Origin of the sequence: Streptomyces sp. XY431, assembly GCF_001279805.1 — a bacterium.
In the GTDB taxonomy this organism is placed as follows: domain Bacteria; phylum Actinomycetota; class Actinomycetes; order Streptomycetales; family Streptomycetaceae; genus Kitasatospora; species Kitasatospora purpeofusca.
Map to the genome: position 1 here is coordinate 1 of NZ_LGDO01000052.1, position 24,209 is coordinate 24,209.

A 24,209-nucleotide genomic window follows, 5' to 3' on the forward strand; every position below is an offset into this window, starting at 1 on the left:
GGAGCCGGGCGGGGCGGCCGGGGGGGGGGGGGGGGGGGGGGGTGCCGGCACGGGGGCGGGGGGGGCCGCGGGCTCGGGGGCGGTCAGGTTGCCGAAGGCCACGGTGGGCGTGAACCCGCCGGAACCCCCCTCGGCGGCCGGAGTCGACTGCTCCGCCGCGGGGGACGGGCCGGCCGCATTCTGCTGCGCCGGACCGTCAGCAGGGGAACCCACCACCCCCTGGCCGCCGGAGGGCTGCTCCCCCTGCGGCCCGGTGGACCCAACCTCGCGCTCGGTGCTCACGGACGACCTCCATCGCTGACAGGACCAACAACCATAGTTTTTCGCACACTCGATTCGATTGCCGTAAGGAGCCTTCTGAAGAACTCATAAGAATCCTTAGCCCGACCAGACGGACGCCCCGAGCGCCGCCCGCCCGGCCCCCTGGCCTTGGCGTTCTCCCCCGTGCCCGCTAGCCTGTCGCTCCGAACTGACACGCGGGAGCTTGGACCCACCAGGCTGAGAGTGCGCCGGTCGACCGTACGCCACGGGATCCGTGGACGTCCGTCGAGGGGGCGCAGACCGCCGGAACCTGTCCGGGTAATGCCGGCGTAGGGAGAAATCGGCCATGCCGCCTGCCTCGACGTCCTCGTCGTCCCCGTCCTCGGCCACCGCCGTCCTGGAGCCCCCGGCCCGGGTCGAGGCGCCGCTGGTGCTCGACACCGAGCCGCCCCGCACCCTCCGCTTCCGCGACCACTTCGCGCTCTGGATGAACCTCGGCGTCTCGCTGATCGGCTTCACCACCGCCGCGACCGTGCTCGGCGCCAAGGGCAGCGAGCTGTCGCTGGCCGCCGCCGTGACCGCGATCGTGGCCGGCACCGTGGTCGGTACCGCGATGCTCGGTGTCGCCGCGCTGATCGGCGCCCGCACCGGCGCGCCCGCCATGGCGACCCTGCGCGGGCTGTTCGGCACCCGGCTCTCCTACGTGCCGACCGTTCTCAACATCGTCCAGTGCATCGGCTGGGGCGTGTACGAGCTGCTGACGATCGCGCTCGGCGCGCAGACCGTCGTCGGCACCGAGGGCTACCGCTGGCTCTTCGTCGTGCTGGCCGGCGCGATCACCACCGCGCTGACCATCTGGCCGCTCGGCGCGATCGCCGTGCTGCGCCGCTTCGTCGCCGTCGCGGTGGCGGTCGCGATGGTGTACTTCACCGTCCAGCTCGGCCGCAACGGCGTCGCCGACCCGGGCGCGGGCAACTGGCACGGCTTCCTGCCGGCGACGGACGCGATGATCGCGGTGTCCATCTCCTTCGTCCCGCTCGCCGCCGACTACACCCGGCACTCGCGCACCCCTCGATCGGCCTTCTGGGGCAGCTTCTCCGGCTACACGGTGGCGCAGGTCTGGTGCTACGTGCTCGGCCTGCTGGCGCTGCTGCAGGCGGACGGCGACCCCGACCGGATCTTCGACTCCTTCCTGGGCGTCTGGGCGGGCTGGCTGTTCCTGCTGGTGCTGGTGCTGCGCGAGACCGACCAGTCCTTCGCGAACGTCTACTCGACCGCGATGTCGATCCACAACCTGCTGCCGAAGGTCGACCGCCGGGTACTCACGGGCGGTACCGGTGCGCTGATCACCGTGCTCGCGCTGCAGATCACCGCGTTCACCGACTCGTACTACGCCTTCCTGGGGCTGATCGGCTCGGTCTTCGTGCCGATGTTCGCGGTGCTGGCGGTCGACTACTTCCTCGGCGCCGGGCGGCGCGGCTGGGACCTCTCGGACGAGGCGCCGTCGCGCTGGCTGATGCTGCTGCCGTGGGCGCTGGGCTTCGCGGTCTACCAGCTGATCGCGCCGACCGCGGTGGCCGGCTGGTGGACGGACTTCTGGACGTCCGCGCAGGAGCTGCTGCACTTCACCCCGCAGGAGTGGACCTCGGCCTCGCTGTTCGGCTTCCTGGTGCCCGCCCTGGCGACCTGGGCGCTCACCCCGTTCACCCGGGGCCGGGCCGCCGCCGACGCGCGCTGACCGGGCGGGCCCGGGGCGGCCGGGGCGAGGGGCGGTCGGAATGCCCGCGGAATGCCCGTGGAATTCCGGCGGAACGCCCACGGAACGCTCACGGAACACCGGTGGAACACCGCTCGGAACACCGCTTCGGAACGCCTGCGGAGCACCGGCGGTGGACCGGTGGTGCACCGGCGGTGGACCCGCGGCGCATCGGCCGTGGCACCGGCCGGAATGACCCCGGCCGCGCGACGGAGTGACGAAGTCGGCCCTCCGGGTTGGGGCCGACGTCGCCTCCGTGTCACTTCCGCCGCCTATCGTGGAGGGCGTGACCAGCCCTGATGTCTCGCCCGTGACGGCCCGCACCACCCGGCCCGTCCAGGTGATCGCCCACCGCGGTTCCTCGCACGCCCTGCCCGAGCACACCCTCGCCGCCTACCGCAGGGCGCTCTCCGAGGGCGCCGACGCACTGGAGTGCGACGTCCGGGTGACCGCCGACGGACAGCTGGTCTGCGTGCACGACCGGCGGATCGGCCGGGTCTCGGACGGCCGGGGCACGGTCTCCGCGATGACCCTGGCCGAGCTGGAGGCGCACGACTTCGGCGCCTGGAAGACTGGCAGGCCGAGCGAGGACCCGGAGCTGCGCGGCGTGCTGCGGCTGGAGAGCCTGCTGGAGCTGGTCGTGGACTCCGGGCGGCCGGTGGACCTCGCGATCGAGACCAAGCACCCGGTGCGCTTCCGCGGCCGGGTGGAGTCCGAGCTGCTGCGGATGCTGGACCGGTTCGGCATCGGCGGCGCGACCGGGGGCCGGGGCGCCGACGCGGCGGAGACCGGCGCGGGCCACGGCGTCAACGCCCGGATCATGAGCTTCTCCTCCGTCGCGCTGGCCCGGGTGGCGGCCGCGGCGCCGCAGTACCCGAGGGTGTTCCTGTTCGAGCGCGGCCTGGTGCTGCGCGGGCGGCTGCGCCCCGGTGCGCCGCTGCCGGGCGGGGCGCGGATCGCCGGGCCGGGCATCGACCTGGTGCGGGCCCGGCCGGGGCTGGTGACCAGGCTGCGCGAGCTGGGCCACCAGGTGCACGTGTGGACGGTCGACGAGCCGGCCGACGTCGAGCTGTGCCTGGAGCTCGGCGTGTCGGCGATCATCACCAACCGCCCGGCGGAGGTCCTGGCCCAGCTCGGCCGGTGACGGCACGCGGGCCTGCGGCGTGCCGTGTCGTCCCGTGCCCTTCCGTGCCGTGTTGTGTCGTGTTGTGTCGCACGGGCATGCCGTGAAGCCGTGGTGAACCGTTCAACCACCGTGACAAGCTGACCGTCTTGGTAGGGACTCAAACCTTTCGGCAACGATTTCTGCCGCAATTCATACAGTTTCACGACGGAGGGTGAGCACGGAATCACCTGTCGCGCACCGTCGGTGCACCGGCCTGAAATGACCGCGCGGGATCGCCGCGCAGTCGTTTCCGACGTATTGCCAAGGGGCATCCATCCCTCGGCATACGCTGAAGGAGGTCCGGGGGTGGCGTTGATGGTGGCGCGTGAAGTGCCGACTTCATCGACCATGGCAGTGCCGCACGGCCCATCGAGTGTCGGGGTCGCACGGCGCCGACTGCGTCGAGATCTGGGAGACCGGGCGATACCGGAACCGGTCATTGATGATGCTGTTCTGATCCTTTCCGAGCTTTTGAGCAACGCCTGTCGCTACGCCCGTCCGCTCGGGCCACTGCCGGCCCTCGGCCGGGGCGCCCGTGCCGAGGCGGCGGAACCGCTGCTGGTCGGCGGACCGTCCCGGGCCGTCGGCACGGCGGCTCCGGCCGCCGCCCCGGGCGAGCCCGACGAGGACGCCGGCGGCGTACTGGTCCGCTGGCAGATGCACGCCGACGGGGTGCTCACCCTGGAGGTGACCGACGGCGGGTCGCCCACCCGGCCGTCGCCGTCCAGCCCCTCGCTGACCTCGCACGGCGGCCGTGGGCTGAGCATCGTGGACCAGCTGGCGAGCGACTGGGGCGTGCGCGACGCCCCGGGCGAGGTGACGGTGTGGGCGGCCCTGCCGGCCCGGGCCCGGCACGCCCGGCGGACGGCCGGCGGACACCGGGAGGCCTGAGCCCGACGGACGGCCGACGGACGGCGCTGGCGCCCGGCGGCGGGCCGTACCCGCGCCCCGGTGTGCGCCACACGTCCGGGGAACGTCAGTAGGCTGCCCGGAGCACAACACCACCGTTCCCGGGAGAGCCGCACCATGGGCAAGAAGGCCGCCAAGAAGGCGCCGCAGCGCAGCCAGTCCACCCCCGCCGTCACGGGCGACATCCCCGTGGTCGGGGCCCGCGAGGACTGCCCCTGCGGCTCGGGCCGCCGCTACAAGGCCTGCCACGGCCGCGAGGCCTCGCACGCGGTCCAGGAGCTCGTGCACCGCCCGTTCGAGGGCCTGGCCGGCGAGGCGGACTGGGTGGCGCTGCGCGAGCTGGTGCCCGCCGCCACCGTGCCGCTGACGCTGGCCGCCGGGGTCGCCGAGAGCGCCAACGGCGAGGTCCCGTCGGTCACCCTGGCCACCGTGCTGCCGCTGGCCTGGCCGGCGCTGCGCCGCCAGGACGGCTCGATCCTGCTGGGCCTGCAGACCCAGTCCTCCTCCGGCGACCTGAGCCGCGACCTCGGGGACGCCCTGGAGCTGGCCCTGGCCGCCGAGCCGGGTTCGCCGGTGCCGGCCCGCCGGACCGTGCCGGGCGGCCGCCGCCTGCAGGACCTGCTGGACCCCGCCGCCGCCTTCGAGCCGGCCGTGCACACCGGCTTCGAGTTCTGGCTGGAGGACGCCGAGACCGCCACCGGCGAGGTGGCCGCCTCGCTGGAGCGCGCCAACGCCTCGGCCATCCCGACCGAGAAGCTCGCCGGCCTCGACTCGGCGTACTGGTGCGGCACCCCGGACAAGAACCACCTGCGCTGGGTGATGACCGTGCCGGAGGAGCAACTGCTGGACGCGCTGGCCCGGCTGACCGCCGCCGAGAAGTCCTCGCTCGGCCCGGACACCCGCCTGGTCGGCTCGTTCCGGGCGCACGGCCTGACCGTGCCGGTCTGGGACCTGCCCGTCGACATGACCGCGGCCGACTGCGAGAAGCCGGCCGCCGAGTTCGCCGAGCTCCTCGCCGCGACGCTGGCCGACCCGGCCCCGCTGACCGCGGACGAGCGGCGGGCCCGCGCGAACCTGGTGAACCGTCAGGTCACCCTGAACTAAAGGCGGGTCGCAAGGGAGGCGGCCACCCGGGCGTTCGACGTGATACGCGTCACATTGTCGCCCGTAACCCGCAATTTCCGGGCTGCGAGGGCGTCTTGGAAATTGGCGCGGGCGCGGATCCTTGTTACTGTCTAAAGAGTCCGGTCGCTGGTGCATCCCCCGTCGCCAGCGGCCGGATCTTTTGTTTTTCCGAACATCCCACGCCAACGCGGGTCGGCCGTGCCCGATCGATACGCCGGAAGCCCCGGTCGCACCGCGCGGGCAGCGGCCCGGCCGCGCCGTCAGTAGGCCGAGCGGCCGCTGTCCAGCTGGACCGCCGCGTCCACCAACTCGCCCAGCAGTGGACCCACCTGGGGCAGCCAGACGCCGCCGTCGGCGCCCTGACGGGGCGGCAGCACCCAGCGCACCCGGTCGCCGGCCCCGCCACCGGGCGGCAGCGGCAGGAATCCGCCACTCCCGTGATAGCGCAACGAACCAGGCACCCAAGGGAGTTGGACGAGCATCTCGCCGAGCGCGTCGAGCGAGTAGGGGGCGACCAGCATCGCGTAGCGGTCGGGCATGGCCAGCACCGGACCGAGCCGCAGCCGGAGCGCGGCCAGGTAGGCGAGCGCGCGGGCCCCGGCCGCCGCCGGCAGGCTGACCGCGGAGACCGTCCGGCCGGTCGCGACCAGCACCGGCGCGTCGGGGCAGCGCTGCTCCCACCACCAACGCACCATCCGGGCATCGGTGGTGGCCGCGAGCAGGGTCGGGTCGTGCGGGTGGGCCCCCGGCACCGGACAGTCCGGGTCGCCGCAGGAGCAGACTCCGCCGGCGAGCAGGACGGTTGCGGGGACCACGGGCCAGCGGTGTTCGGTGGCTGCCGACAGGGCCCCGGCCAGCCGGGCCGCCCGGGCCGCCGACCGGTTCCTCGGGTCGTCGCGCAGTGGGTTGTCACGCATTGGCACCCGTTCCTTTCCGTGACCGCTCAATGGCTCCGGCCCGCGGCCGCCGGGCCGGCCGCCGCCACCGGCCGGGGACGCCGGACGGCCCGCGAACCGGACGGAGGGAACGGACCGGGAGCCGGGCCGGGGCCGAGCGGCGGGCGGGGCGAGCGGCGGTGCGGACGGCGTGCGAACTGCGGCGCGGGCCTGGAGCACGCGGTGGAGCACGATGTGAAAGGGCCGCGGAATAGAACAGCCCTTGGAACGAGAATCCCGTATGCGACCGGATGGACGCCGCCCGGGCGCGGTTGGTTCCACCGTACGAGTGAGTCGCTTCCGGCCGGCCCGGCCGGCCGGCGGTAAAGGCATACGATCCGGACGGCCGCCGGAACCGTCCCCTCGGTTCTGCCCGTTCACCGGCCGCTCCATGCCCGCCGGGCGGAGCCGTCGCGCCCCGCCGGACCGTGGCGCGACCGACCGGCGCGCGCGGAGCAGAACGCGCCCCCCGACCGGGCCCACCAGGCCCGGAACCGGCCACCCGCCTTGTCATGACTCTGGACATGCCCCGAATGGCCTGTGTAGAAGTGGTGGCATTGCTGTCGATCAATGACGAGTAGTAGCGAATCGAGGCGAAACGCGCCCCTTTGGCCGTGCTCGCTCCAGAACGGCCGTTCCCGGGGGGTTCCGCATGATCCGCGTGACACGTACCACCGCGTCAGGAGTGGCGGCATGACCGAGTCCCCCCCACCGTCGGCGTCCTCCGAGCCGGTCGAGCCCGGCGGCACCAGCGGGCTCTCCGTCCTCGATCCGCCGGGCTTCCACGGCCCGGCCCCGGCCGCCGCCGCCGGCCAGCCGTCCGCCGGACGGCCCGAGGGCACGGACCGCCGCCCCGAGGACGGCGCGGGCGCCGCCCCGGCCCCCGGCGCTCCCGAGGCCGCAGCCCCGGCTTCGACCGGCGTGCAGGACCGTTTGGCCGGACGGCTGTCCGATTTCGCCAGCCTGCACGAGCACACCGAGCGGCTCGCCCGCGCCCGCGGCCTCGGCGCCACCCTGGACGCCGTCCTCGCCTCCGGCACCGCGCTGCTCGGCGCCGACCGCGCCCTGCTGGTCACCGTGCTGCCCGGCGGCGGCCCGAGCCAGCCGCTCGGGCTCGGCCTGGACCGCGCCAGCCTCGGCGCGCTGGAGACCGTCCCGGCCGACCAGAGCCTGCTCGCCCGGCTGCTGCGCGAGCACGACCGGCCCGCCGAGGTGCGGTCGCACGACCTCGCCGAGGACCCGGCGATCGGCGCCCGGCTGCGCGAACTCGCCGGGCAGCTCGGCCTCGGCGGCTGCTACGGCCTGCCGCTCGCCACCGAGGAGGACGGCCCGCTGGCCGCCGCCCTGTGGTTCTACGACGCCCCCGCCGACCCCACCGACCGCCGCCGCGAACTGGCCCGCCGCTACTCCGAGGTCGCCGCGCCGCTGCTGGCCAAGCAGCTGGACGCGGAGAAGGTCCGGCGCACCAACGAGGCGCTGCGCCGCGGCCTGCTGCCCGACCGCCTCCCGCAGCCCGGCGGGCTCCGGCTGGCCGCCCGGCTCGTCCCGGCCGGACTCGACCGCTCCTGCGGCAGCGACTGGTACGACGCGATCCCGCTGCCGGACGGCACCGTCGGGCTGACCGTCGGCTCGGTCTCCGGCGACGGCCCCGGTGCCGGGCCCGGCTCCGCGCCCGGCGCGGCCGCCGCGATGGGCCGGGTGCGGGCCGCGCTGCGGGCGTACGCGGTGCTGGAGGGCGAGGACCCGGTGTCCGTCCTGGGCGACCTCGAACTGCTGCTCAAGACCACCGAGCCGACCCGCAGCGCCACCGCCGTCTACGCCTGGGTGGAACCGGAGGAACGCCGGGTCACCCTGGCCGGGGCCGGCCACTGCCCGCCGGTGCTGGTCACCAGGTACGGCGCCGAGTTCGTCGAGACCTCGCTCTCCGCGCCGCTCGGCATGCTCTCCTGCTGGGAGGCGCCCGGGGTCGAGTTCACCGCCGAGCGCGGGGACACCCTGATCCTCTACACCGAGGGGCTGGCCCGCCGCTTCGGCCAGACCCTGCACTCCGGACAGACCGATCTGCGCCGGGCCGCCGCCGACGCCCCCCGGGACGTCCGGACCGACCCCGAGCGGCTCTGCGCCCACCTGCTGGAGGCTGCGGCCGAGCGGGACGCCGACCGGCGGGAGCGGGCCGACCGCCGCGCGGCGGGCCAGGACCCCGCCGACCGGGACGGCGGGGCCGCCCCCCGGCGCTCCACCGCCCCCGCTCCGGCCACCGACGACCTGATGCTGCTCGCCGCCCGCTTCGAGTGACCACCCGGCGCCGGGCCGGTACGAGCGGGTGAAGGCCCGAACGGGTGAGCGGCCGGGCGTCCGTACCATGGACGCACGGCCGCCCACCTGTGTCGTGATCCGACGCGCCCCGGGCGGCACCACGCGCAAGGAGGCGACGTACGTGACCGAGGACCGCACCCCGGCGGTGGCCGAGAACCCCGAGGCCGCCGGCGGCGACGAGGAACCGCAGCAGTTCAAGGGCCGCAAGAACGGCCTCTACTCCGAGGTCTCCGACGAACTCGCCGCGTCGATGAAGTCCGGCTGGGCCGACACCGAGCTGCACGGCCTGACCCCGGTCCCGCAGGCCCGCTACGCCGCCGAGCGCCGTGCCGCGCTCTCCGCCGCCCACCCGGGCGTGCGCCTGGTCGTCCCGGCCGGCACCCTCAAGATCCGCTCCAACGACACCGACTACGGCTTCCGCGCTTCCAGCGAGTACGTGCACCTCACCGGTGACCGCACCGAGGACGCCGTGCTGGTCGCCGAGCCCACCGGTGCCACCGGCCACGACTTCGTCCTCTACCTGCTGCCCCGCTCCGACCGCGAGAACGGCGAGTTCTGGCTCGACGGCTACGGCGAGCTGTGGGTCGGCCGCCGGCACAGCCTCACCGAGCAGGAGCAGCTGCTCGGCCTGCCGGTCCGCGACGTCCGCAAGGCCGCCGACGAGCTGGCCGACCGCGCCGCCGACGGCGTGCCGACCCGGATCGTGCGCGGCTACGACGCCGGCCTGGAGGCCGCGCTCGCCGATGTGCTGGACGCCGACCAGGACGCCGGGTTCAAGGAGTTCCTGAGCGGCCTGCGGCTGGTCAAGGACGAGTGGGAGATCGGCGAGCTGCGCGCCGCCTGCGCCGCCACCGTCAACGGCTTCACCGACTGCGTGCGCGAGCTGGGCCAGGCCGTCGCCACCTCCGAGCGCTGGATCGAGGGCACCTTCTGGCGCCGCGCCCGCGTCGAGGGCAACGACGTCGGCTACGGCTCGATCTGCGCCGCCGGCGCGCACGCCACCACCCTGCACTGGGTGCGCAACGACGGCGAGGTCCGCCCCGGCGAGCTGCTGCTGCTGGACGCCGGCGTGGAGACGGAGACCCTCTACACCGCCGACGTCACCCGCACCCTGCCGATCAACGGGCGCTTCGACGAGCTCCAGCGGAAGATCTACGACGCGGTCTACGACGCCCAGGAGGCCGGGATCGCGGCCGTGAAGCCCGGCGCCCGCTTCCGCGACTTCCACGACGCCTCGCAGCGGGTGCTCGCCGAGCGACTGCTCGCCTGGGGCCTGCTGGACGCCTCGGTGTACGACGTCGAGAAGGTCCTGGAGCTCGGCCTGCAGCGCCGCTGGACCCTGCACGGCACCGGCCACATGCTCGGCCTGGACGTCCACGACTGCGCCCACTCGCGCACCGAGGAGCACGTCGACGCGCTGCTGGTGCCGGGCATGGTGCTCACCGTCGAGCCCGGCCTCTACTTCCAGCAGGACGACCTGACCGTCCCCGAGGAGTACCGCGGCATCGGCATCCGGATCGAGGACGACATCCTGGTCACCGCCGACGGCAACGAGAACCTCTCGGCCGGCCTGCCGCGCCGGGCCGAGGACGTCGAGGCGTGGATGGCCTCGTTCGACCGGAGCTGACGAACGACAGCTCGGGGCGGATCCGCCCCGGGCGACCCGGCCGTCGGCGGTCCGGCCCCCGAGCAGTGGGGGCCGGAGCGCCGGCGGCCTCGTCACAGGGAGGCAGTCGCCGACCGGCGGGGCGGGTCGGTCAGGAGTCGACCGCCACGGTGAACCTCGGCTGGATCACCACCGGCGGCGCGTCCCGGCCGTCGCCCCTGGCCCCCACGACCACCGCGAAGTCGGCGTTGGGCTTCCAGTCCTCCGGGACGCTGATCTGGAACTCCAGGTACTTCGAGTCGTGCGGACGCATCACCCGTTCCAGCAGTGAGGTGTCGACCACCAGCTGCCCGTTGCCGTCCGGCGCGACCGGGAGCCGGCGGACCCCGCTGCCGGCGCCGTACTTGGCCTCGACGACGGCCTTCGCCGCGTCCGCACCGGTCAGCACCAGGGTCGGCACCACCGAGGCCAGCGGCGCCGCCCCCGGATTGCTGACGGTGATCGAGAACGAGCTGGGCCGCCCGGCGATCACCCCGTCGCTCGGCGTGAAGTTGAGCCTCAGCTCGGGCGCCGTCCGGCTGGCCGCCGGGGCGCTCGTCAGCAGCAGGGGCGCCAGGGCGGAGCCCTCCTCGAACCGCTCCGGCGTGGTCGACAGCACGGCCAGGGCCTCGATCAACAGCGTCCCCTCCGCGCTGTCGATCGAGGGGTCCAGCCGGTAGCGGAGCGTCCGGGCGGCTCCCGGGGCGAGCGGGAACGCGGCCGCGTCGCCCGAGGCCAGATAGGCGCCCGAACCCACGGTCAGCGGGACGTCCGTCCAGCTGCCGCCCTCCTCCTCGCGCTGGAGCCGGCCGCGCACCGACCGGCCGGAGCGGACGGCGCCGGTGAGCGTCCGGACCGACACCACCGGGGCCACCGCGTCGTACAGCCGCTGGGTGGTGTTGCGCCAGGTCACCGAGAAGGTCGTCGGGCCGGCGCCGACGATCGCCTCCGCCCCCGCCAGGCCGTCGAAGCTCAGCGCCACGCCGCCGCCCTGGCGGACCGTGCCCGAGGGCGCGGGCGCCACCGGGGGCGGTGCGGCGGACTGCGTTCCGGCCGCCGGGCCGCCGGGCGGTGGGGAGGGCGCTCCCGCCCCGGCCCCCGGCGGTGCGGGGGCCTCCCCCTCCTGGCCGGGCAGGACCGGCCCGGCCCCGGTCCCGGTCCCCGGGGCGGCGGCCGACGGACCTCCGGCCGTCCCCTGGGCCGCTTCCCCGACCGGGCGGGCGGTTCCGTCGGCGGGCGGTGCGGGGAAGCCGCTCGGGGATGCCCCGTCGGCGCCCCGGGTGGGCACCGGGCCGTCGCTCATCGTCGCCGCCGGCGCGTCGTCGCCCTTGTGGGCGAGCGTGTCGGTGGGGACGGTGAGCACGCCGACGATCATCGCCGCGGCGAGCCCCATCAGGGGCAGGCCCACCAGGTAGGCGGGCCGCCTGCGGTTGCGGGGCCCCTGCGGCGGGTCGGCCGGGCGCAGGTCCTGGGCGGTGATCCGGGCCGCGCGGGCCGCCAGTGCCTCCCGGAGCAGCAGCTCCATCGGCGTCTCCCCGCCGACCGGGGCGCTGGCGCCGGTACCGGCGCCGCCCGCCGCACCCCGGTTGCCGCGCGGGCGGTCGCCCTCGGAGCGCGGGGGGTCGGGACGCTGGGGGTCGGGACGTCGTGGATCGGGACGTCGTGGATCGGGACGTCGGGGGCCGGAAGGGTCGCCGCCCGGCTCGTGGTCGGACGTGGGACGCCGGTCGTCGCTCATCGGGCGTCCTCCAACTTCCGCTCCAGAGCGTCCAGGGCCCGGCTGGCGGTGGACTTCACGGTGCCGCGCGACACCGCGAGGATCTCGGCGATCTCCGACTCCGACAGGTCGGACCAGTAGCGCAGCACCAGCACCTCGCGCTGGCGCGCGGTCAGCTCCTGCATGGCCACCAGCACCCGCCGGTGCTCGTCGTGGAGGACGGCGTGGTCCTCCGCCGAGGGCGCGTCCGCCTCGTGCGGCGGCACGTACTCGCGGGCCGTGCGGCGGCGGCGCAGCACCGAGCGGGCCCCGTTGACCACGGCCGTGCGCAGGTAGGCCAGCGCGTTGTCGAGGTCGTCGAGCTCGTCGCCGTGCCGTTGGTACAGCTTGGCGAAAGCTTCCTGCACGACGTCCTCGGCCTGGTCCTGATGGTCGACCAGCAGGACGGCGAGCCGGACCAGGCTCAGCCGGTGCGTGAGGTAGAGCTCGGTCAGCGTCGGCCCGGCCTCGCGGGTCCGGCCGCCACCGGCCAGCAGCCGGAACCCGGCCCGGCGCTGGCCGGCCGTCTGCGCGGCGACCGGCACGTCGAGGATCTCGCCCGCGCCGTGCGTCTCCTGGGCACCGAACAGCAGCGCCAGCAGCCGGCGGAGGCCGAACCCCCGCCCCTGGGCCGCCTGGGCGGCCCGCCCGATGGCCATGGACATCCGTCTTCGCTTTCCCCCCGACCGCGGCCCGGCTCCCACCGGTGCGTCAGGACATCGTCTTTGGGTGGCGGGCCCGGTCGGAGGATCGGGCCCGCCGGGCAGGTCGTGCCGGACCGGGCGTGCTGCCGGACCCAGCGCGTGCCGGACCGTTCGTGCACCGGACCGGGCGCGTGCCGGACCGGGCGCGTGCCGGCCGGTGGTACGCGGGTCCGCCGGGCCGTGCGCCGGATCGCCGGTGCGCGGCCCGGCGCGGCCTAGGAGGACGCCTTCGGCGTGTCGTCCGCCATCCGGGTGATCCGCGGCCGGGCCTTCTGGGTCGGGAGGGCGCCACCGTCGGCCGTCCCGCCGACCGTGAACTCCAGCCCGCTGCCGGCGCTCCAGCCCTTCGGCAGGTTGAAGCGGAACGGGTAGACGGCCGTCTCGCCCGGCACCAGCACCCGGGTCAGCCCGGCGGTGTCCAGCCGGACCTGGCCGTCGGCGTCGAGCGCGCCCGACAGCCGGCGCCACTCGCCGTCCACCAGCACCTCGGCGGAGAGGTCGCCCGGCACCAGGCCGTGCGTGCTGTTCCGGCCGAGCGGGTCGGTCACCCTGACCACCGGGGCCACGGTGTGGTTGCCGGTGGCGTCCAGGTTGGCCAGCTCCACCCGCAGTTCGGAGGGGATCCGGCCGACGGTCATGTCGGTCGCCTTCGTCGCCGAGAACCGGACCGGCTGCCCCGTCGTCACGTTCATCCGCGCCTGGGTGCCGCCGACCGACACCGCCTTGGCACCGCGCCCGACATAGGCGTCGGCCTGGATCGGCAGCCGGCCCGACATGCTGTCGGCCCCCAGGGTCAGGCGGTAGCGGACCGCCCGGCTCTCGCCCGGGTCGAGCGCGAACGCCCCCTGCTGGGGCCCGCTGTCCACGCCCTTCTGGTCCGGCTTGACCTCTCGCCACTCGTCGACGTCCTTGCGGTCGAGCATGCCCTTGGCCGTCGCGCCGAGCCGCGCCACGGCGGCCGGGTAGTCGAACGGGAGCACCCGGACCACCGGGACGATCTCGTCGAAGCGCCGGTCGGTGGCGTTGCTCCAGGTCACCTCGAACTCGAAGTAGCTGCCGCCGCCGCGGATCTCCCAGGCGCCGCTGAGCGAGCGGATCGCGACGTCCACCCGCTCGCCGACCGCGGAGGGCATCTCCTCCGGCCAGTCCGGAGCGGTGCCGGTGGCGGGGGCCGGGCCACCGCTCGGGGTGGTGGCCGGGGCAGAACCCGACGCGGGGCCCGAGGGGCGGGCGGTCCCGGTGGGCACGGGCCCGCCCTTGGCGGGCTCGGCCGGCTTCGCCACCGCGGACGCCGGAGCGCTCGCGGACGCCGGACCGCCGGCGGTGGCCGGGGCGTTCGGGGCGGCCGGGGTGGTCGCGCCCGGGGCCGACCCCGTCGGCACGCCCGACGTGGTGCCCGCCGGGCCCGGCGTCCCGGCCGGGGTGGTCGCACCGGGTGCCGTCGCCGTGGGCGGCGTCCCCTCCGGGGCGGACCGAGCGTCGGCCACCGGCGCGACGAGTGCCACGCCCGAGGCTGCCGGAGCCGCGGACCGGACCGGCCGGGCGCTCGCACCCGCCTCGGCCGGAAGCAGCGCGTAGCCGGCCGCGCCGGCCACGACGGCCGCCAGCGGAACGGTCCTGACGAGACGCCGGACAGTGGACGGACGCATGGTGGGTTCCCCGTGGTAGTCGGACTCGGCCAGTGAGCGAGACCCGGCACCGGTGCGGTCATGCCCGCGCCGGATCGGCCCTCACCCTCTCAGACGTCCATCCTCCCCAGGAGTTGTGGGTGGTTCGAAGGAAATTTCGAACTGGCCGGAACGGCTACACTCACCGGCATTCCGCCACCACCCGGCAGCAGGGGGTCCCATGGCCGAGCCGCACTCGACCGGTCCGGCGCCCGGCGCCGCCGTCACTGACACGACCGCCGTCACCGACAGGGCCGCCGGTGCCGTCACAGCCGACGGTGCCGTCACCGGTACCGGCACCGGCCCGGTGGCCGTCAGCATCGGACGGCGGCCGGAGCCGGTGCACGAGGTCGCGGTCTACGCCTTCGACGGCATGACCCCGTTCGAACTCGGTGTCGTGGTCGAGGTGTTCGGCCTGGCCCGGCCCGAGCTGAGCGGACTGCTGGCCACCCCCTGGTACGGGCTGCGGGTGTGCGCCGACCGCCCCGGCACACCGCTCCGCTCGGTCGGCGGGTTCACCCTCACCGCCGAACACGGCCTCGACGACCTCGCCGCCGCCGACACCGTGGTGGTCCCCGGGGTGCCGAACGCCTTCGGCGGGGTGGTCTCCCCCGCCCTGGTCGAGGCGCTGCGCACCGCGCACGAGCGCGGCGCCCGGATCGTCTCGATCTGCTCCGGGGCCTTCGCACTGGCCGCCGCCGGCCTGCTCGACGGCCACGAGGCCACCACCCACTGGCGGTACGCCGAACTGCTGCGGCAGCGCCACCCGGCCGTCCGGGTCAACCCGGACGTGCTCTACGTGGACAACGGGTCGGTGCTGACCAGCGCCGGCAGCGCGGCCGGGATCGACCTCTGCCTGCACCTGGTCCGGCGCGACCACGGCGCCAGGGTCGCCAACAGCGTGGCCCGACGGTTCGTCGTGCCGCCGCACCGGGACGGCGGCCAGGCCCAGTTCATCGAAGCCGCCGTCCGGCCGGTCGAGGAGGAGGACGACGGCGTCGCCCGCTCGATGCAGTGGGCGCTGGACCACCTGGCGGACCCGCTCACGGTCACCGGACTGGCCCGGGCCGCCCGGATGTCCGACCGCTCCTACCTGCGCCACTTCACCGCCCGCAACGGCACCAGCCCGATGCGCTGGGTGATCAGCCAGCGCATCGCGGCCAGCCTGCCGCTGCTGGAGGCGCCCGACGGCACCGTCGAGGAGATCGCCGGCGCGGTGGGCTTCGAGAGCGCCGCGACCTTCCGGCACCACTTCGGGCGCGTCATGCGCACCTCCCCGACGGCCTACCGCCGTTCCTTCGGCCGCGGCGTGGCGTGACCCCCGTACCGGTCCGGGCGCCGCGCCGGTCCGGCCGGTGTCAGCCCTGCCCGCCGGTGCGGAAGGCCGCGTTGGCGAGCATGGCGTCGTGCAGCCACTGGGCCAGGCCCGGGGCGAGCTGCTCGTAGACCGCGGTGAACCGCGGGTCGGCGACGTACATCCCGGCGATGCCGCGGTGGATCTCGTAGGTGCAGTCGTAGAAGTTGTCGCGGATGTGCTGCCGGTGCGCCTCGGCGAGGTCCATCGCCGGGCCGCCGTCGGCGGGCTCGCCGGCGGTGAACAGTTCGGCCAGGCGGGAGTTGAGCGCGTCCGCCTCGGCCTTGATCCGCTGCCAGTCGCCCTTGTCGTAGCCACCGGTGCGGCGCTGCGACTCCGCCCAGGCCGGGGTGTCGCCCCAGCGCTGTTCGGCCTCGCCCTCCCACTCCTCGCGGTAGTGCTCGCCGAAGAGCTCGAACTTCTCCTCCGGGGTCAGCTGAATACCCATCTTTTCTGCCTCCATGGCGTGTTCGACGGCCGCGGCCAGTTTCTGGAGGTGGGCGATGCGGTCGGTCAGCAGCTGGTGCTGGCGCCGCAGGTGCTCGCTCGGGCTCACCGAGTCGTCGTCCAGAACGGCCGCGATCTCCTCCAGGGGGAACCCGAGTTCGCGGTAGAACAGGATCCGCTGCAGCCGGCCGAGGTCGGCCTCGTCGTACCGGCGGTAGCCGGCCGGCGTGCGGCCCCGGGGGGACAGCAGGCCGATCTCGTCGTAGTGGTGCAGGGTCCGGACGGTCACCTTGGCGATCCGTGCCACCGCGCCGACCGTGCGGCCGGTGCGGCCGTCCTCGTCTCCGCTGTTCATCGGGGTACTCCCTTCGTGCTGACCACGACCTTGCCTCCTCCCGTTGCGTGAGGGTCAAGCCCAGTCTCGGGGTCCGGTGGAGAAGTCTCCGATCCGGCCGGGCCGGGCAGGCGCCGGTTTGTGGGGTCCGGCCAATTGCCGGGACGGGCGGGCGGCCACCAGCATGTGCGCGTGACCACGCCCGTACCGTCCGGAACGCCGCTGCCGAAGCCGACGCCGCCGACCGGCTCCCCGTCGACCTCCGTGCCCGGCCCGACCTCCGTGCCCGGCCCGACCTCCGTGCCCGACCCGACCGTCGCACCGCCGTCGCCGGGCCGCCGGCTGGCGGCGGAACTGGTCGGCACCGCGCTGCTGGCCGTCGTCGTGGTGGGCTCCGGCCGCCAGGCGGACGCCCTGACCTCGGACGCCGGCCTGCGCTTCCTGGCGAACGTCGGCGCCTCGGCGGCGGCCCTCACGGTGCTGATCGCCCTGTTCGGCCCGGTCTCCGGCGGGCACCTCAACCCGCTGATCACCGCAGGTGCCTGGTGGACCGGCCGGGGCACCCCCGCCGGGCTGCCGCTGCGCGAGGCGGTCGGGTACGCCGCCGCGCAGACGGTCGGCGCGGTGGCGGGCACCGGACTGGCCGACGCGATGTTCGGGCACCCCGCGTTCCGGCTGTCGGCGCTGCCGCGCGGGAGCGGCGCGCTGTGGCTCGGCGAGGCGGTGGCCACCGGGACCCTGCTGCTGGTGGTGACCGGGGCGACCGCCGCCGGGCGGGGGCGGCTGGTCCCGGCGCTGGCCGGCCTCTGGGTGGTCGCGGCCTGCTGGTCGACCTCCTCGGGCGGTTTCGCCAATCCGGCCGTGACGCTGGGCCGGGCGCTCACCGACGGCTGGACCGGGATCGCGCCCGGCTCGGTTCCCGGCTTCGTCCTCGCCCAGTGCGCGGGAGCGGCGGCCGGGGTCGGCCTGGCGGCGCTGCTGTTCGACGGCCGGGAGCACGAGCACTCCGGCGTCCGCCGGGGGGCGTCCGACAATCCCTAAGGCGTCCGGACGGTCGCCGGTTGCCTGGGTGCCGGGGGCTGCGCGGTCCGCCGCCGGCCGCTCCGCCGCCGTCCCGTCCGCTGCTGCTGCGGGAGGCCGCCGCCGGGACCGCCGCCCGGGCCGCCCCGGCCGGAGGGACGGCGGCCGGAGCCGCGCCGCCGCTGGGCGGGCAGGAGCAGCACGCACCCCGCCGAGACCACCACGAAGGCGAGCCGGACCAGTCCGCGCGCCGGGTCGGACGGCAGGAACAGCGTGCCCCCGTACAGCGCGACCAGCGCGATCCAGCTCCACCACGGCACCAGCCGCCGCTGTCCCACCGTGTCCCAGAGCAGCGTGCCGAGCATGATCGACGCGGTGTAGTACGTGTAGACGCTCGGGTCGAGCAGGATCCGGGCGTCCGCCCCGAGCAGGACGACGGCCGGCCAGCGGCCGCGCCACACCGCCAGACTGCCCAGGCCCAGCCCGAGGGCGAACTGAGCCGGGCGGTCCCACCAGGGCGTCGTCGGATCGGTCACCCCGAACCAGCGCAGCGCCGAGGCGGTCTGGTTGGGGATGGTGAACTTGGCGGCCGCCATGGTGTCCAGGTCACCCAGGTAGAACGGCAGCCAGGCGACCGCCACCAGCCCGGCGAACCAGAGCCCCGTCCGCACCCACCTGGCCCTGGGCAGGGCGAGGATCAGCGGCGCGAACGCCAGCGCCCACGGTTTGGAGTCCACCGCCAGCGCCAGGTACACACCGACCGCGGTGGCCCGGCCCCGGCTGAGTTCGTGCGCGGCGAGGGTGGTGAAGAACAGCGCCAGGACGTCGTCCAGGTGCGCGAAGCGGACCGACACCTCGACCCACATCGGGATGAAGGCGAGGCCCGCGACCAGCAGCCGCTGCTGGAGCCGGCGGTGGTTGGTGCCGGTGCCCAGGTGGTACTGCGCGGCCGTGCGGCCCACCAGGACCAGCATCGCCAGCCCGAGACCGGACATCATCGCCTCGGCCAGCACCTCGCCGGCGTGCCCCGGGAACGGCGCGAAGAGCCGGGCCACGGCCAGGCTGACCGGGCCGATCTGCAGCTCGGGGTGGTGGGCGTAGAGGGCGAGACCGCCGTCCGACCGGTCGCTGAAGAGCAGTTCCTCGCCCTGGCGCAGGTAGTGCCAGGAGAAGCCGCCGCTCGGCTCGACCAGCAGGAACCAGAGCACCGTCCAGGCCAGCAGCAGGACATGGTGTCTGCGCACCGGCAGGCCCGCGATCCGGCCGGTGGCCGCCTCGTAGTCGGTCCAGGCCCGTCCCGGCCGTCCTGACCGCTCCCGGCGCCCCGCGCCCGTTCCACGCACCCCAGTACCTCGTCCGCCGTGCCGCCCCCTCGGCCGGTCATCCTAGGGGACCGAACGGAACCGCCCGTGCCCCCGGTACGGGAGCACGGGCGGTTCCGTGTCAGGCGCGGTGCCGGGTCAGGCCGGGCTCAGCCCTGCTGCGCGGTGCGGCGGCGGCGGAGCACGACCAGGGTGCCGACACCGACCGCGAGGACGGCGCCACCCGCGACCGCGATGGCGGTGGTGTCGTCACCGCCACCCGTGGTGGCGAGCGCCTTGTCCGCGTTGGACTTGGCCTTGGCGACGGCCGCCGGGGTGATCGGCAGCGGCTTGATGGTCGGAACGCTCACCGGGAAGTCGATCGGCCCGGCGGCGTCGTCCTGGGTCGGCGCGGGGCTCGACGGGGCGGCGGTCGCGGGCGCGCTCGGGGAGGTGCTCCCGCTCGGCGTCGCGGTGGCGCTCTCCGAGGGCGAGGCCGAGGTCGACGGGGTGGCGGTCGTCGAAGGCGTCGCCGTGGTGGACGGGGTGGCGGTCGTCGACGGGGTCGCCGTCGTGGAAGGCGTGGCCGTGGTCGACGGGGTCGCCGTCGTGCTCGGGGTCGTCGGGGCGCTCGGCGAGGCGCTCGTCGAGGCGCTGGGCGACGGCGAGGTGCTGGTGCTCGGGCTGCCGGTCGGCTTCACCGTCGGGCTCGTGCTGGGGGTGGTCGGCTTGGCCGTCGACGGCGTGGCGCTCGGGCTCGGCTTGACCGGGCCCTCGGCCACGATCTTGAAGCGCTTGCCGCGGATGCCGTCGCAGCTGAACTCGGCCTCGCCGGTGGGCGTCTTGCCCTCGGCCTCGGCGGAGAAGACCACCGGCACCACGCCGGCGTTGCCGCGCGGCGCGTCCTTGGCCACGGTGACGCGGACGGCGACCGTCAGGCTGCTGCCCTTGGTGACGGCCAGCAGCGACTCGTCGAAGTCCGGGTTGCCGTCCTGCTGGAGCTTGGCGAGCAGGAACAGCACGCCGTCGTCGTCGCTCTCGGCGCCCGGCGCGGCACCGGCCGGGTGCCAGGCCTTGGTCTTGTCCAGCGCCTCGGGCAGCTGGTACTCGACCTTCAGGTCCTTCGCCTTCAGGGTGTCCTGGGCGTTCTTGAACTTGAGCAGCGGGTAGAAGACGAAGTCCGTCTTCGTGTTGTTGTCGATCGTGAAGCTGAACTGCTTGGAGTCGCCACCGGCGACGAAGGTGCCCGGCACCCCGTCCAGCGACAGGTCGAGCTGGCGGTGGGCGGCCTTGTCGGCCTGCGGCGCGGCGGCGGCCGAGGGCGAGCCGGTGGCGGCGGCGACAGCGCCCTGGGCGCCGGTGAGGGCCATCGAGGCGGCGAGCGCGGCGGCGCCGGCCAGGGCCAGGCTGCGAGGTATGGAGATGGACAAGGGAAACCTCACGGGAGTGTCCGGGCGCGGCCCGGGAGCGCGGGTGGACCCGGTGGTTGTCCGAGCCGCGATCCCCCCGCGAAGGCTGAAAGTCCGACGGAGACTACCGAAGGCCCCCGCTGTGCCGGAAGGTGGGTGTCGGTTTGAAAGGGCCTCAGGTCGATTTCTGTCCGATTGACCCAACTCTGCACAGGAAAGGGCCTTTTGCCCTCGGCCGTCGGAGGGCAGCGGGTCCTTGGTACACGGTGGGGGAAGGTGCGCTACGCGGGGAGCCCGGCCCGCCGGCGCGCGACCGCCGCGACCGCCGCCCAGTCCTTCTCGCCGTCCCCGTGCGCGAGCGCGTCCAGGAACGCGTCCCGCAGCACACTGCCGAACGGCAGCGGCACCCGCGCCGAGGCCCCGGCGGTGAGCGCGAGGTCGACGTCCTTGAGCCCCAGCGGCAGCTTGAACCCGGCGGGCTCGTACCGGCGTTCGGCGACCATCGCGCCGTACCCGGAGTAGATCGGGCCGGGGAACAGCGTGCCGCTGAGCATCTCGACCAGGTCGGTCGGCCGGACCCCGTTGGCCTCGGCCAGGCTGCACGCCTCCGCCATCGACTCGATCGCGCAGGCCAGCAGGAAGTTGGTGCTGATCTTGGCGGTGTTGGCCTGGGCGGGGCGCTCGCCGAAGTTCCAGACGCGCCGGCCCATCGCGGCGAGCAGCGGTTCGGCCGCCGCCAGCGTCCCGGGGAGCCCGGCAGCCAGGATGTCGAGCTCCCCGGCGGCGGCCACCGGCGGGCGGCCGAGCACCGGCGCGGCGACGTACCCGATGCCGTGCTCGGCGTGCAGGGCCTCGGCCCGCTCGGCCAGGCCGACCGAGACGGTGGCCATGTTGATGTGCAGGGTCGCCGTGGCACCCGCCAGCAGGACCGGGTCGAGCAGCAGCCGTTCGACGGCGTCGTCGTTGGCCAGCATCGAGACGACCGTGTCGGCCGCGAAGACGTCGGCCGGCCCCTCGGCCGCCTCGGCGCCCAGGGCGACCATCGCGGCCACCGGCTCGGGCGAGCGGTTCCACACCCGGACGGTGTACCCGGCCCGGAGCAGGCTGCCGGCCATGCCCCGGCCCATCGCGCCCAGCCCGACGAAGCCGACCGTCGTCCCGCTCATCGCACACTCCCGCTGCCGCCCGGCGGACGGACCGGTCGTCCGACCACGAGCAACCGACTGTACGTCAGCCAGTCGGGCCGCCGACCGAACCGATCCGGCTCACGGAGGGGCGGGCGGACGGGCCGTCGGGCCGAGGGCGGTCAGGCGGCCGCGGCGCGGTGCCCGTCCGCCGCCTCCGCCTCCAGCCGCGCGGCCACCCGGTGGCGCAGCAACTGGTACTGGACCTGGAGCCGGCCCGGACGCTGCGGGCGGGCGACCGGGCGGCCGGGGCCGACCTCCTCGTCCGGGCCGAAGCGCGAGCGGGTCATGTCGACCTCGGCGCCGGCGGCGGACCGGTTCCACCAGTGCAGGTCCGTCCGGACCCCGCCGACGTACACCTCGCCCATCATCAGCTCGCCGCCCAGCAGGTCGTGCACCACCAGGGCGGTGGCCCGGCACTGGCCGTGGGCGGGATTGTCGGGACGCCAGTGGGCCTGGTCCTCGGGCGCGCAGGTGTCGACACCCCAGGAGGAGCGGATCGCACGTTCGATGTCGTTGAGGGTCCACGCCGTCATAGCGGGAAGCCTGCCACGCGGCACCGACAGCGGCAGCGGCTTTTCGGCCAAAGTGCCCGTGTTCTGCGACGACCCGGGTGACCTTCACCCGTACGGGGAGCCCGCGGGGCACCGGCCGGGAGGCCGTTCGCGGGCGACCGCAGCGACCGCGGCGACGGCCGCCGCCCCGACAACCGGGGCGACGGCCGGGGCAACGGCCCGAGCGGGCGCGCTGTGGGCGCGGGCGCGGGGCCGGTGCGCGCCGGAGCGGTCGGGGGTCCGCTCCGGCGCGTGCTCCGGCCCCGCGCCTTTCACCCGCCGGGTGTCACTTGCCGAGCGCCTCGACGCCCGCCTGCGCGAACTGCTCGTCCAGGTCGCCGCTGGGGGCGCCCGCGACACCGATGCCCGCGACCGGCGCACCCTTCGACTGCACCGGCGCACCGCCGGCCAGGAACAGGGTGCCCGGGATGTCCTTCAGGTTCGGCGCCTGCGCGAGCCGCTTGGCCAGCTCGGAGGTGGGCGCGTTCCAGGAGACGGCGGTGAAGGCCTTCCGCACGGCCGACTCCGGCGACTGCGGGCCGGCACCGTCGCCCTTGAGCAGCACCCGGGTGACACCGTCACGGTCGACGACCGCCACGGAGACCTTCTGACCGGCCTTGGTCGCCGCGTCCAGGGTGGCCTCGGCGGCCTTGGTGGCGGCGGCGATGGTCAGGCCGGTGGTCTGGGCGAGGTTCTTGTTCTGGGCGTCGGCCTTCACCGCCGCGGCCGCGACGGCCGGGGTGTCGGTGGCCTCGGCGCTGGCCGAGACGGCGCCGAGGGTGGCAGCGGCCAGCGCGGCGGCGGCGACGGTACCGGTCAGCACCTTGGTGCGAACGGAGATCTTCTTCATGGTCCGGCTCCTCGTCGGATGGTGTCGCTGGGAACGGAATCGATCCTCCGGCGACAGCCCCCTCCGCCGCATCGGCGGTCCGGACACCTCCCACGGGCATGATGGACGACGGACCCGTCAGCCGATCGGCTGATGCGCCCCCGGGCCGGACGGGTCACCATCGAGGGATCACCCCGACCAGGGCAGCGGCCGTCACAACGAGCGGCCATGACAGCGACCGGCCATGGCGACGACCGGCCACAAGGACCACCGGCCGTCGGAAGCGAGCGAGGAGCGGCCCCGTGCACCACCCCGGCCCCCCGCTCGACCCGGACGCCGGCCGGCTGGCCGTCCTGCTCGACTCCGCGTTCCTGCTGCTGCTCGCCACCTCGCTGAGCCGCTTCCTCACCCACCACCCGGGCAATCCGCGCATCCCCTGGGTGCTCGGCCTGAGCATCGCCCTGGCCGTCGTCCAGCCGCTCGGCTCCTGGCTCGCCCACCGCCGCCCGCCCGCCCCCGGGCAGCGCCGACCCGCCTGGCCGCTGGCCGTGGTGACCGTGCTCTGGGTGGTCCTGGTGCTGCTCGCGCCGAGCTTCTCCTGGTGCGCCGTGCCGCTGGTCTACACGGCCCTGCGCACGCTGCCCACGCCCGCGGCCATCCCCCTGGTGGCAGCACTCACCCTGCTGGTGGTGGTCGGCGAGGTCCGGCTGCCGGGCGCGACCGACGCCAACCTCCTCCTGCTGCCGCCCGCCGTCGCCGCACTGGCAACCGGCGTCTTCCTCTACATGGAGCGGCAGGCCGAACGGCAGCGGGCGCTGATCGCCGACCTGGTCCGCACCCGGCGCGAACTCGCCGCCACCGAACGGCGGGAGGGCACGCTGGCCGAGCGCGAACGGCTCGCCATGGAGATCCACGACACCCTCGCCCAGGGCCTGTCCAGCCAGCAGATGCTGCTCCAGGCCGCCGACCGCACCTGGGACGGCGACCCGGCGACCGCCCGGGGACACGTCCGGACCGCCGCCGCGGTGGCCGCCCGGAACCTCGCCGAAGCCCGCCGCTTCGTCCACGACCTCGCACCCGCCGAACTCGCCGACGGCCGCACCCTCGACCGGGCGCTGCGCTCGCTCGCCGAACGGGAGTCCGCCGAGAGCGGGCTGCCGGTCCGCTTCCACCTGGACGGCGCGCCCGTGCCGCTCCCGGCGGCCACGCAGTCCGCGCTGCTGCGGATCGCCCAGGGCGCGCTCGCCAACGTCCGCGAGCACGCCGGGGCCACGGCCGCCGCCCTCACCCTCTCCTTCCTCGGCGACCAGGCCGTCCTGGACATCGCCGACGACGGCCGCGGCTTCTCCCCCGACGACACCGCCGCCACCGGGAGCCGGGGCCACGGCCTGCCCGCCATGCGGGCCCGGCTGCGCCAGCTCGGCGGGACCCTGACCGTGGAGAGCGCCCCCGGCGAGGGCACCGTGGTCTCGGCCGCGGTCCCGCTCACCCTCCCCCCCGCCGCTCCCCCCACGCCCGACTCCCCCGACACCCCCGAC

General features: G+C 75.2%; 19 protein-coding genes. 9 read left to right on the top strand and 10 right to left on the bottom strand.

Annotation, left to right across the window (positions count from 1 at the left end; all coding sequences use genetic code 11):
* The first annotated feature begins 607 nt into the window (after positions 1-607).
* The 4 genes from ADK60_RS08305 (at position 608) to ADK60_RS08320 (ending at position 5,195) form a co-directional block, all read left to right on the top strand.
* Positions 608-1,999, top strand: coding sequence for a purine-cytosine permease family protein (locus tag ADK60_RS08305; RefSeq protein ID WP_053644517.1), 1,392 nt, complete (start codon positions 608-610; stop codon positions 1,997-1,999).
* A 328-nt stretch (positions 2,000-2,327) separates the two neighbouring features.
* The gene (locus tag ADK60_RS08310) at positions 2,328-3,161 is read left to right on the top strand and encodes a glycerophosphodiester phosphodiesterase family protein (RefSeq protein WP_053644520.1); all 834 of its coding nucleotides are present in this window, start codon (positions 2,328-2,330) and stop codon (positions 3,159-3,161) included.
* 492 nt (positions 3,162-3,653) lie between these two features.
* On the top strand, positions 3,654-4,073 hold the full coding sequence (locus ADK60_RS08315) for a hypothetical protein (protein ID WP_353612668.1): 420 nt from the start codon (positions 3,654-3,656) through the stop codon (positions 4,071-4,073).
* A 135-nt stretch (positions 4,074-4,208) separates the two neighbouring features.
* Complete coding sequence (locus tag ADK60_RS08320; protein ID WP_030392540.1) at positions 4,209-5,195, top strand: DUF5926 family protein; 987 nt, start codon at positions 4,209-4,211, stop codon at positions 5,193-5,195.
* A gap of 281 nt (positions 5,196-5,476) precedes the next feature.
* On the opposite strand, the gene ADK60_RS08325 is transcribed toward ADK60_RS08320, so the two are convergent.
* Positions 5,477-6,133 carry a bifunctional DNA primase/polymerase gene (locus ADK60_RS08325; protein ID WP_053644522.1) on the bottom strand — a complete coding sequence of 219 codons (657 nt, stop codon included), beginning with the start codon at positions 6,131-6,133 and terminating at the stop codon, positions 5,477-5,479.
* A gap of 711 nt (positions 6,134-6,844) precedes the next feature.
* Between ADK60_RS08325 and ADK60_RS08330 the strand changes: the two genes are divergently transcribed.
* Together ADK60_RS08330 and ADK60_RS08335 are read left to right on the top strand one after the other, a co-directional pair.
* Positions 6,845-8,446 (top strand): PP2C family protein-serine/threonine phosphatase, encoded by a 1,602-nt coding sequence (locus ADK60_RS08330; RefSeq protein ID WP_053644523.1) that lies wholly within the window; start codon positions 6,845-6,847, stop codon positions 8,444-8,446.
* 142 nt (positions 8,447-8,588) lie between these two features.
* On the top strand, positions 8,589-10,094 hold the full coding sequence (locus ADK60_RS08335) for an aminopeptidase P family protein (protein WP_045938815.1): 1,506 nt from the start codon (positions 8,589-8,591) through the stop codon (positions 10,092-10,094).
* A gap of 130 nt (positions 10,095-10,224) precedes the next feature.
* On the opposite strand, the gene ADK60_RS08340 is transcribed toward ADK60_RS08335, so the two are convergent.
* The 3 genes from ADK60_RS08340 to ADK60_RS08350 form a co-directional block, all read right to left on the bottom strand.
* Complete coding sequence (locus ADK60_RS08340; RefSeq protein ID WP_053644525.1) at positions 10,225-11,637, bottom strand: hypothetical protein; 1,413 nt, start codon at positions 11,635-11,637, stop codon at positions 10,225-10,227.
* Positions 11,638-11,846: 209 nt separating this feature from the next.
* A complete protein-coding gene (locus ADK60_RS08345; RefSeq protein ID WP_234325867.1) occupies positions 11,847-12,533 on the bottom strand; it encodes a SigE family RNA polymerase sigma factor in 687 nt (228 codons plus the stop codon).
* A gap of 254 nt (positions 12,534-12,787) precedes the next feature.
* A complete protein-coding gene (locus tag ADK60_RS08350; protein WP_159400351.1) occupies positions 12,788-14,221 on the bottom strand; it encodes a hypothetical protein in 1,434 nt (477 codons plus the stop codon).
* 199 nt (positions 14,222-14,420) lie between these two features.
* Between ADK60_RS08350 and ADK60_RS08360 the strand changes: the two genes are divergently transcribed.
* A complete protein-coding gene (locus ADK60_RS08360) occupies positions 14,421-15,557 on the top strand; it encodes a helix-turn-helix domain-containing protein (protein WP_079008160.1) in 1,137 nt (378 codons plus the stop codon).
* Positions 15,558-15,597: 40 nt separating this feature from the next.
* On the opposite strand, the gene ADK60_RS08365 is transcribed toward ADK60_RS08360, so the two are convergent.
* Positions 15,598-16,395 (bottom strand): MerR family transcriptional regulator, encoded by a 798-nt coding sequence (locus ADK60_RS08365; protein ID WP_053644530.1) that lies wholly within the window; start codon positions 16,393-16,395, stop codon positions 15,598-15,600.
* A gap of 171 nt (positions 16,396-16,566) precedes the next feature.
* Here ADK60_RS08365 and ADK60_RS08370 point away from each other — a divergent pair, with 171 nt between their 5' ends.
* The gene (locus ADK60_RS08370; RefSeq protein ID WP_234370991.1) at positions 16,567-17,415 is read left to right on the top strand and encodes an aquaporin; all 849 of its coding nucleotides are present in this window, start codon (positions 16,567-16,569) and stop codon (positions 17,413-17,415) included.
* On the opposite strand, the gene ADK60_RS08375 is transcribed toward ADK60_RS08370, so the two are convergent.
* From ADK60_RS08375 to ADK60_RS08395, 5 genes are all read right to left on the bottom strand, one after another.
* The gene (locus ADK60_RS08375; RefSeq protein WP_502687405.1) at positions 17,412-18,737 is read right to left on the bottom strand and encodes a hypothetical protein; all 1,326 of its coding nucleotides are present in this window, start codon (positions 18,735-18,737) and stop codon (positions 17,412-17,414) included. The genes ADK60_RS08370 and ADK60_RS08375 overlap by 4 nt on opposite strands.
* Positions 18,738-18,865: 128 nt before the next feature.
* Positions 18,866-20,125 (bottom strand): LPXTG cell wall anchor domain-containing protein, encoded by a 1,260-nt coding sequence (locus ADK60_RS08380; protein WP_053644532.1) that lies wholly within the window; start codon positions 20,123-20,125, stop codon positions 18,866-18,868.
* A 260-nt stretch (positions 20,126-20,385) separates the two neighbouring features.
* The gene (locus ADK60_RS08385; RefSeq protein WP_286185261.1) at positions 20,386-21,342 is read right to left on the bottom strand and encodes an NAD(P)-dependent oxidoreductase; all 957 of its coding nucleotides are present in this window, start codon (positions 21,340-21,342) and stop codon (positions 20,386-20,388) included.
* A gap of 68 nt (positions 21,343-21,410) precedes the next feature.
* On the bottom strand, positions 21,411-21,824 hold the full coding sequence (locus tag ADK60_RS08390; protein WP_045938806.1) for a YunG family protein: 414 nt from the start codon (positions 21,822-21,824) through the stop codon (positions 21,411-21,413).
* 304 nt (positions 21,825-22,128) lie between these two features.
* Complete coding sequence (locus ADK60_RS08395) at positions 22,129-22,692, bottom strand: GlcG/HbpS family heme-binding protein (protein ID WP_045938807.1); 564 nt, start codon at positions 22,690-22,692, stop codon at positions 22,129-22,131.
* Positions 22,693-22,790: 98 nt separating this feature from the next.
* On the opposite strand from ADK60_RS08395, the gene ADK60_RS08400 reads away from it, so the two are divergent.
* A partial coding sequence (locus ADK60_RS08400) for a sensor histidine kinase (protein ID WP_502687406.1) occupies positions 22,791-24,209 on the top strand: 1,419 nt, incomplete at its 3' end.

Coding starts and splice junctions, on each gene's coding strand:
- ADK60_RS08395 (WP_045938807.1), bottom strand. CDS start 22,692: ATGAAGAAGATCTCCGTTCGCACCAAGGTGCTGACCGGTACCGTCGCC.
- ADK60_RS08305 (WP_053644517.1), top strand. CDS start 608: ATGCCGCCTGCCTCGACGTCCTCGTCGTCCCCGTCCTCGGCCACCGCC.
- ADK60_RS08320 (WP_030392540.1), top strand. CDS start 4,209: ATGGGCAAGAAGGCCGCCAAGAAGGCGCCGCAGCGCAGCCAGTCCACC.
- ADK60_RS08365 (WP_053644530.1), bottom strand. CDS start 16,395: ATGAACAGCGGAGACGAGGACGGCCGCACCGGCCGCACGGTCGGCGCG.
- ADK60_RS08340 (WP_053644525.1), bottom strand. CDS start 11,637: ATGGAGCTGCTGCTCCGGGAGGCACTGGCGGCCCGCGCGGCCCGGATC.
- ADK60_RS08325 (WP_053644522.1), bottom strand. CDS start 6,133: ATGCGTGACAACCCACTGCGCGACGACCCGAGGAACCGGTCGGCGGCC.
- ADK60_RS08350 (WP_159400351.1), bottom strand. CDS start 14,221: ATGCGTCCGTCCACTGTCCGGCGTCTCGTCAGGACCGTTCCGCTGGCG.
- ADK60_RS08360 (WP_079008160.1), top strand. CDS start 14,421: ATGGCCGAGCCGCACTCGACCGGTCCGGCGCCCGGCGCCGCCGTCACT.
- ADK60_RS08330 (WP_053644523.1), top strand. CDS start 6,845: ATGACCGAGTCCCCCCCACCGTCGGCGTCCTCCGAGCCGGTCGAGCCC.
- ADK60_RS08390 (WP_045938806.1), bottom strand. CDS start 21,824: ATGACGGCGTGGACCCTCAACGACATCGAACGTGCGATCCGCTCCTCC.
- ADK60_RS08345 (WP_234325867.1), bottom strand. CDS start 12,533: ATGTCCATGGCCATCGGGCGGGCCGCCCAGGCGGCCCAGGGGCGGGGG.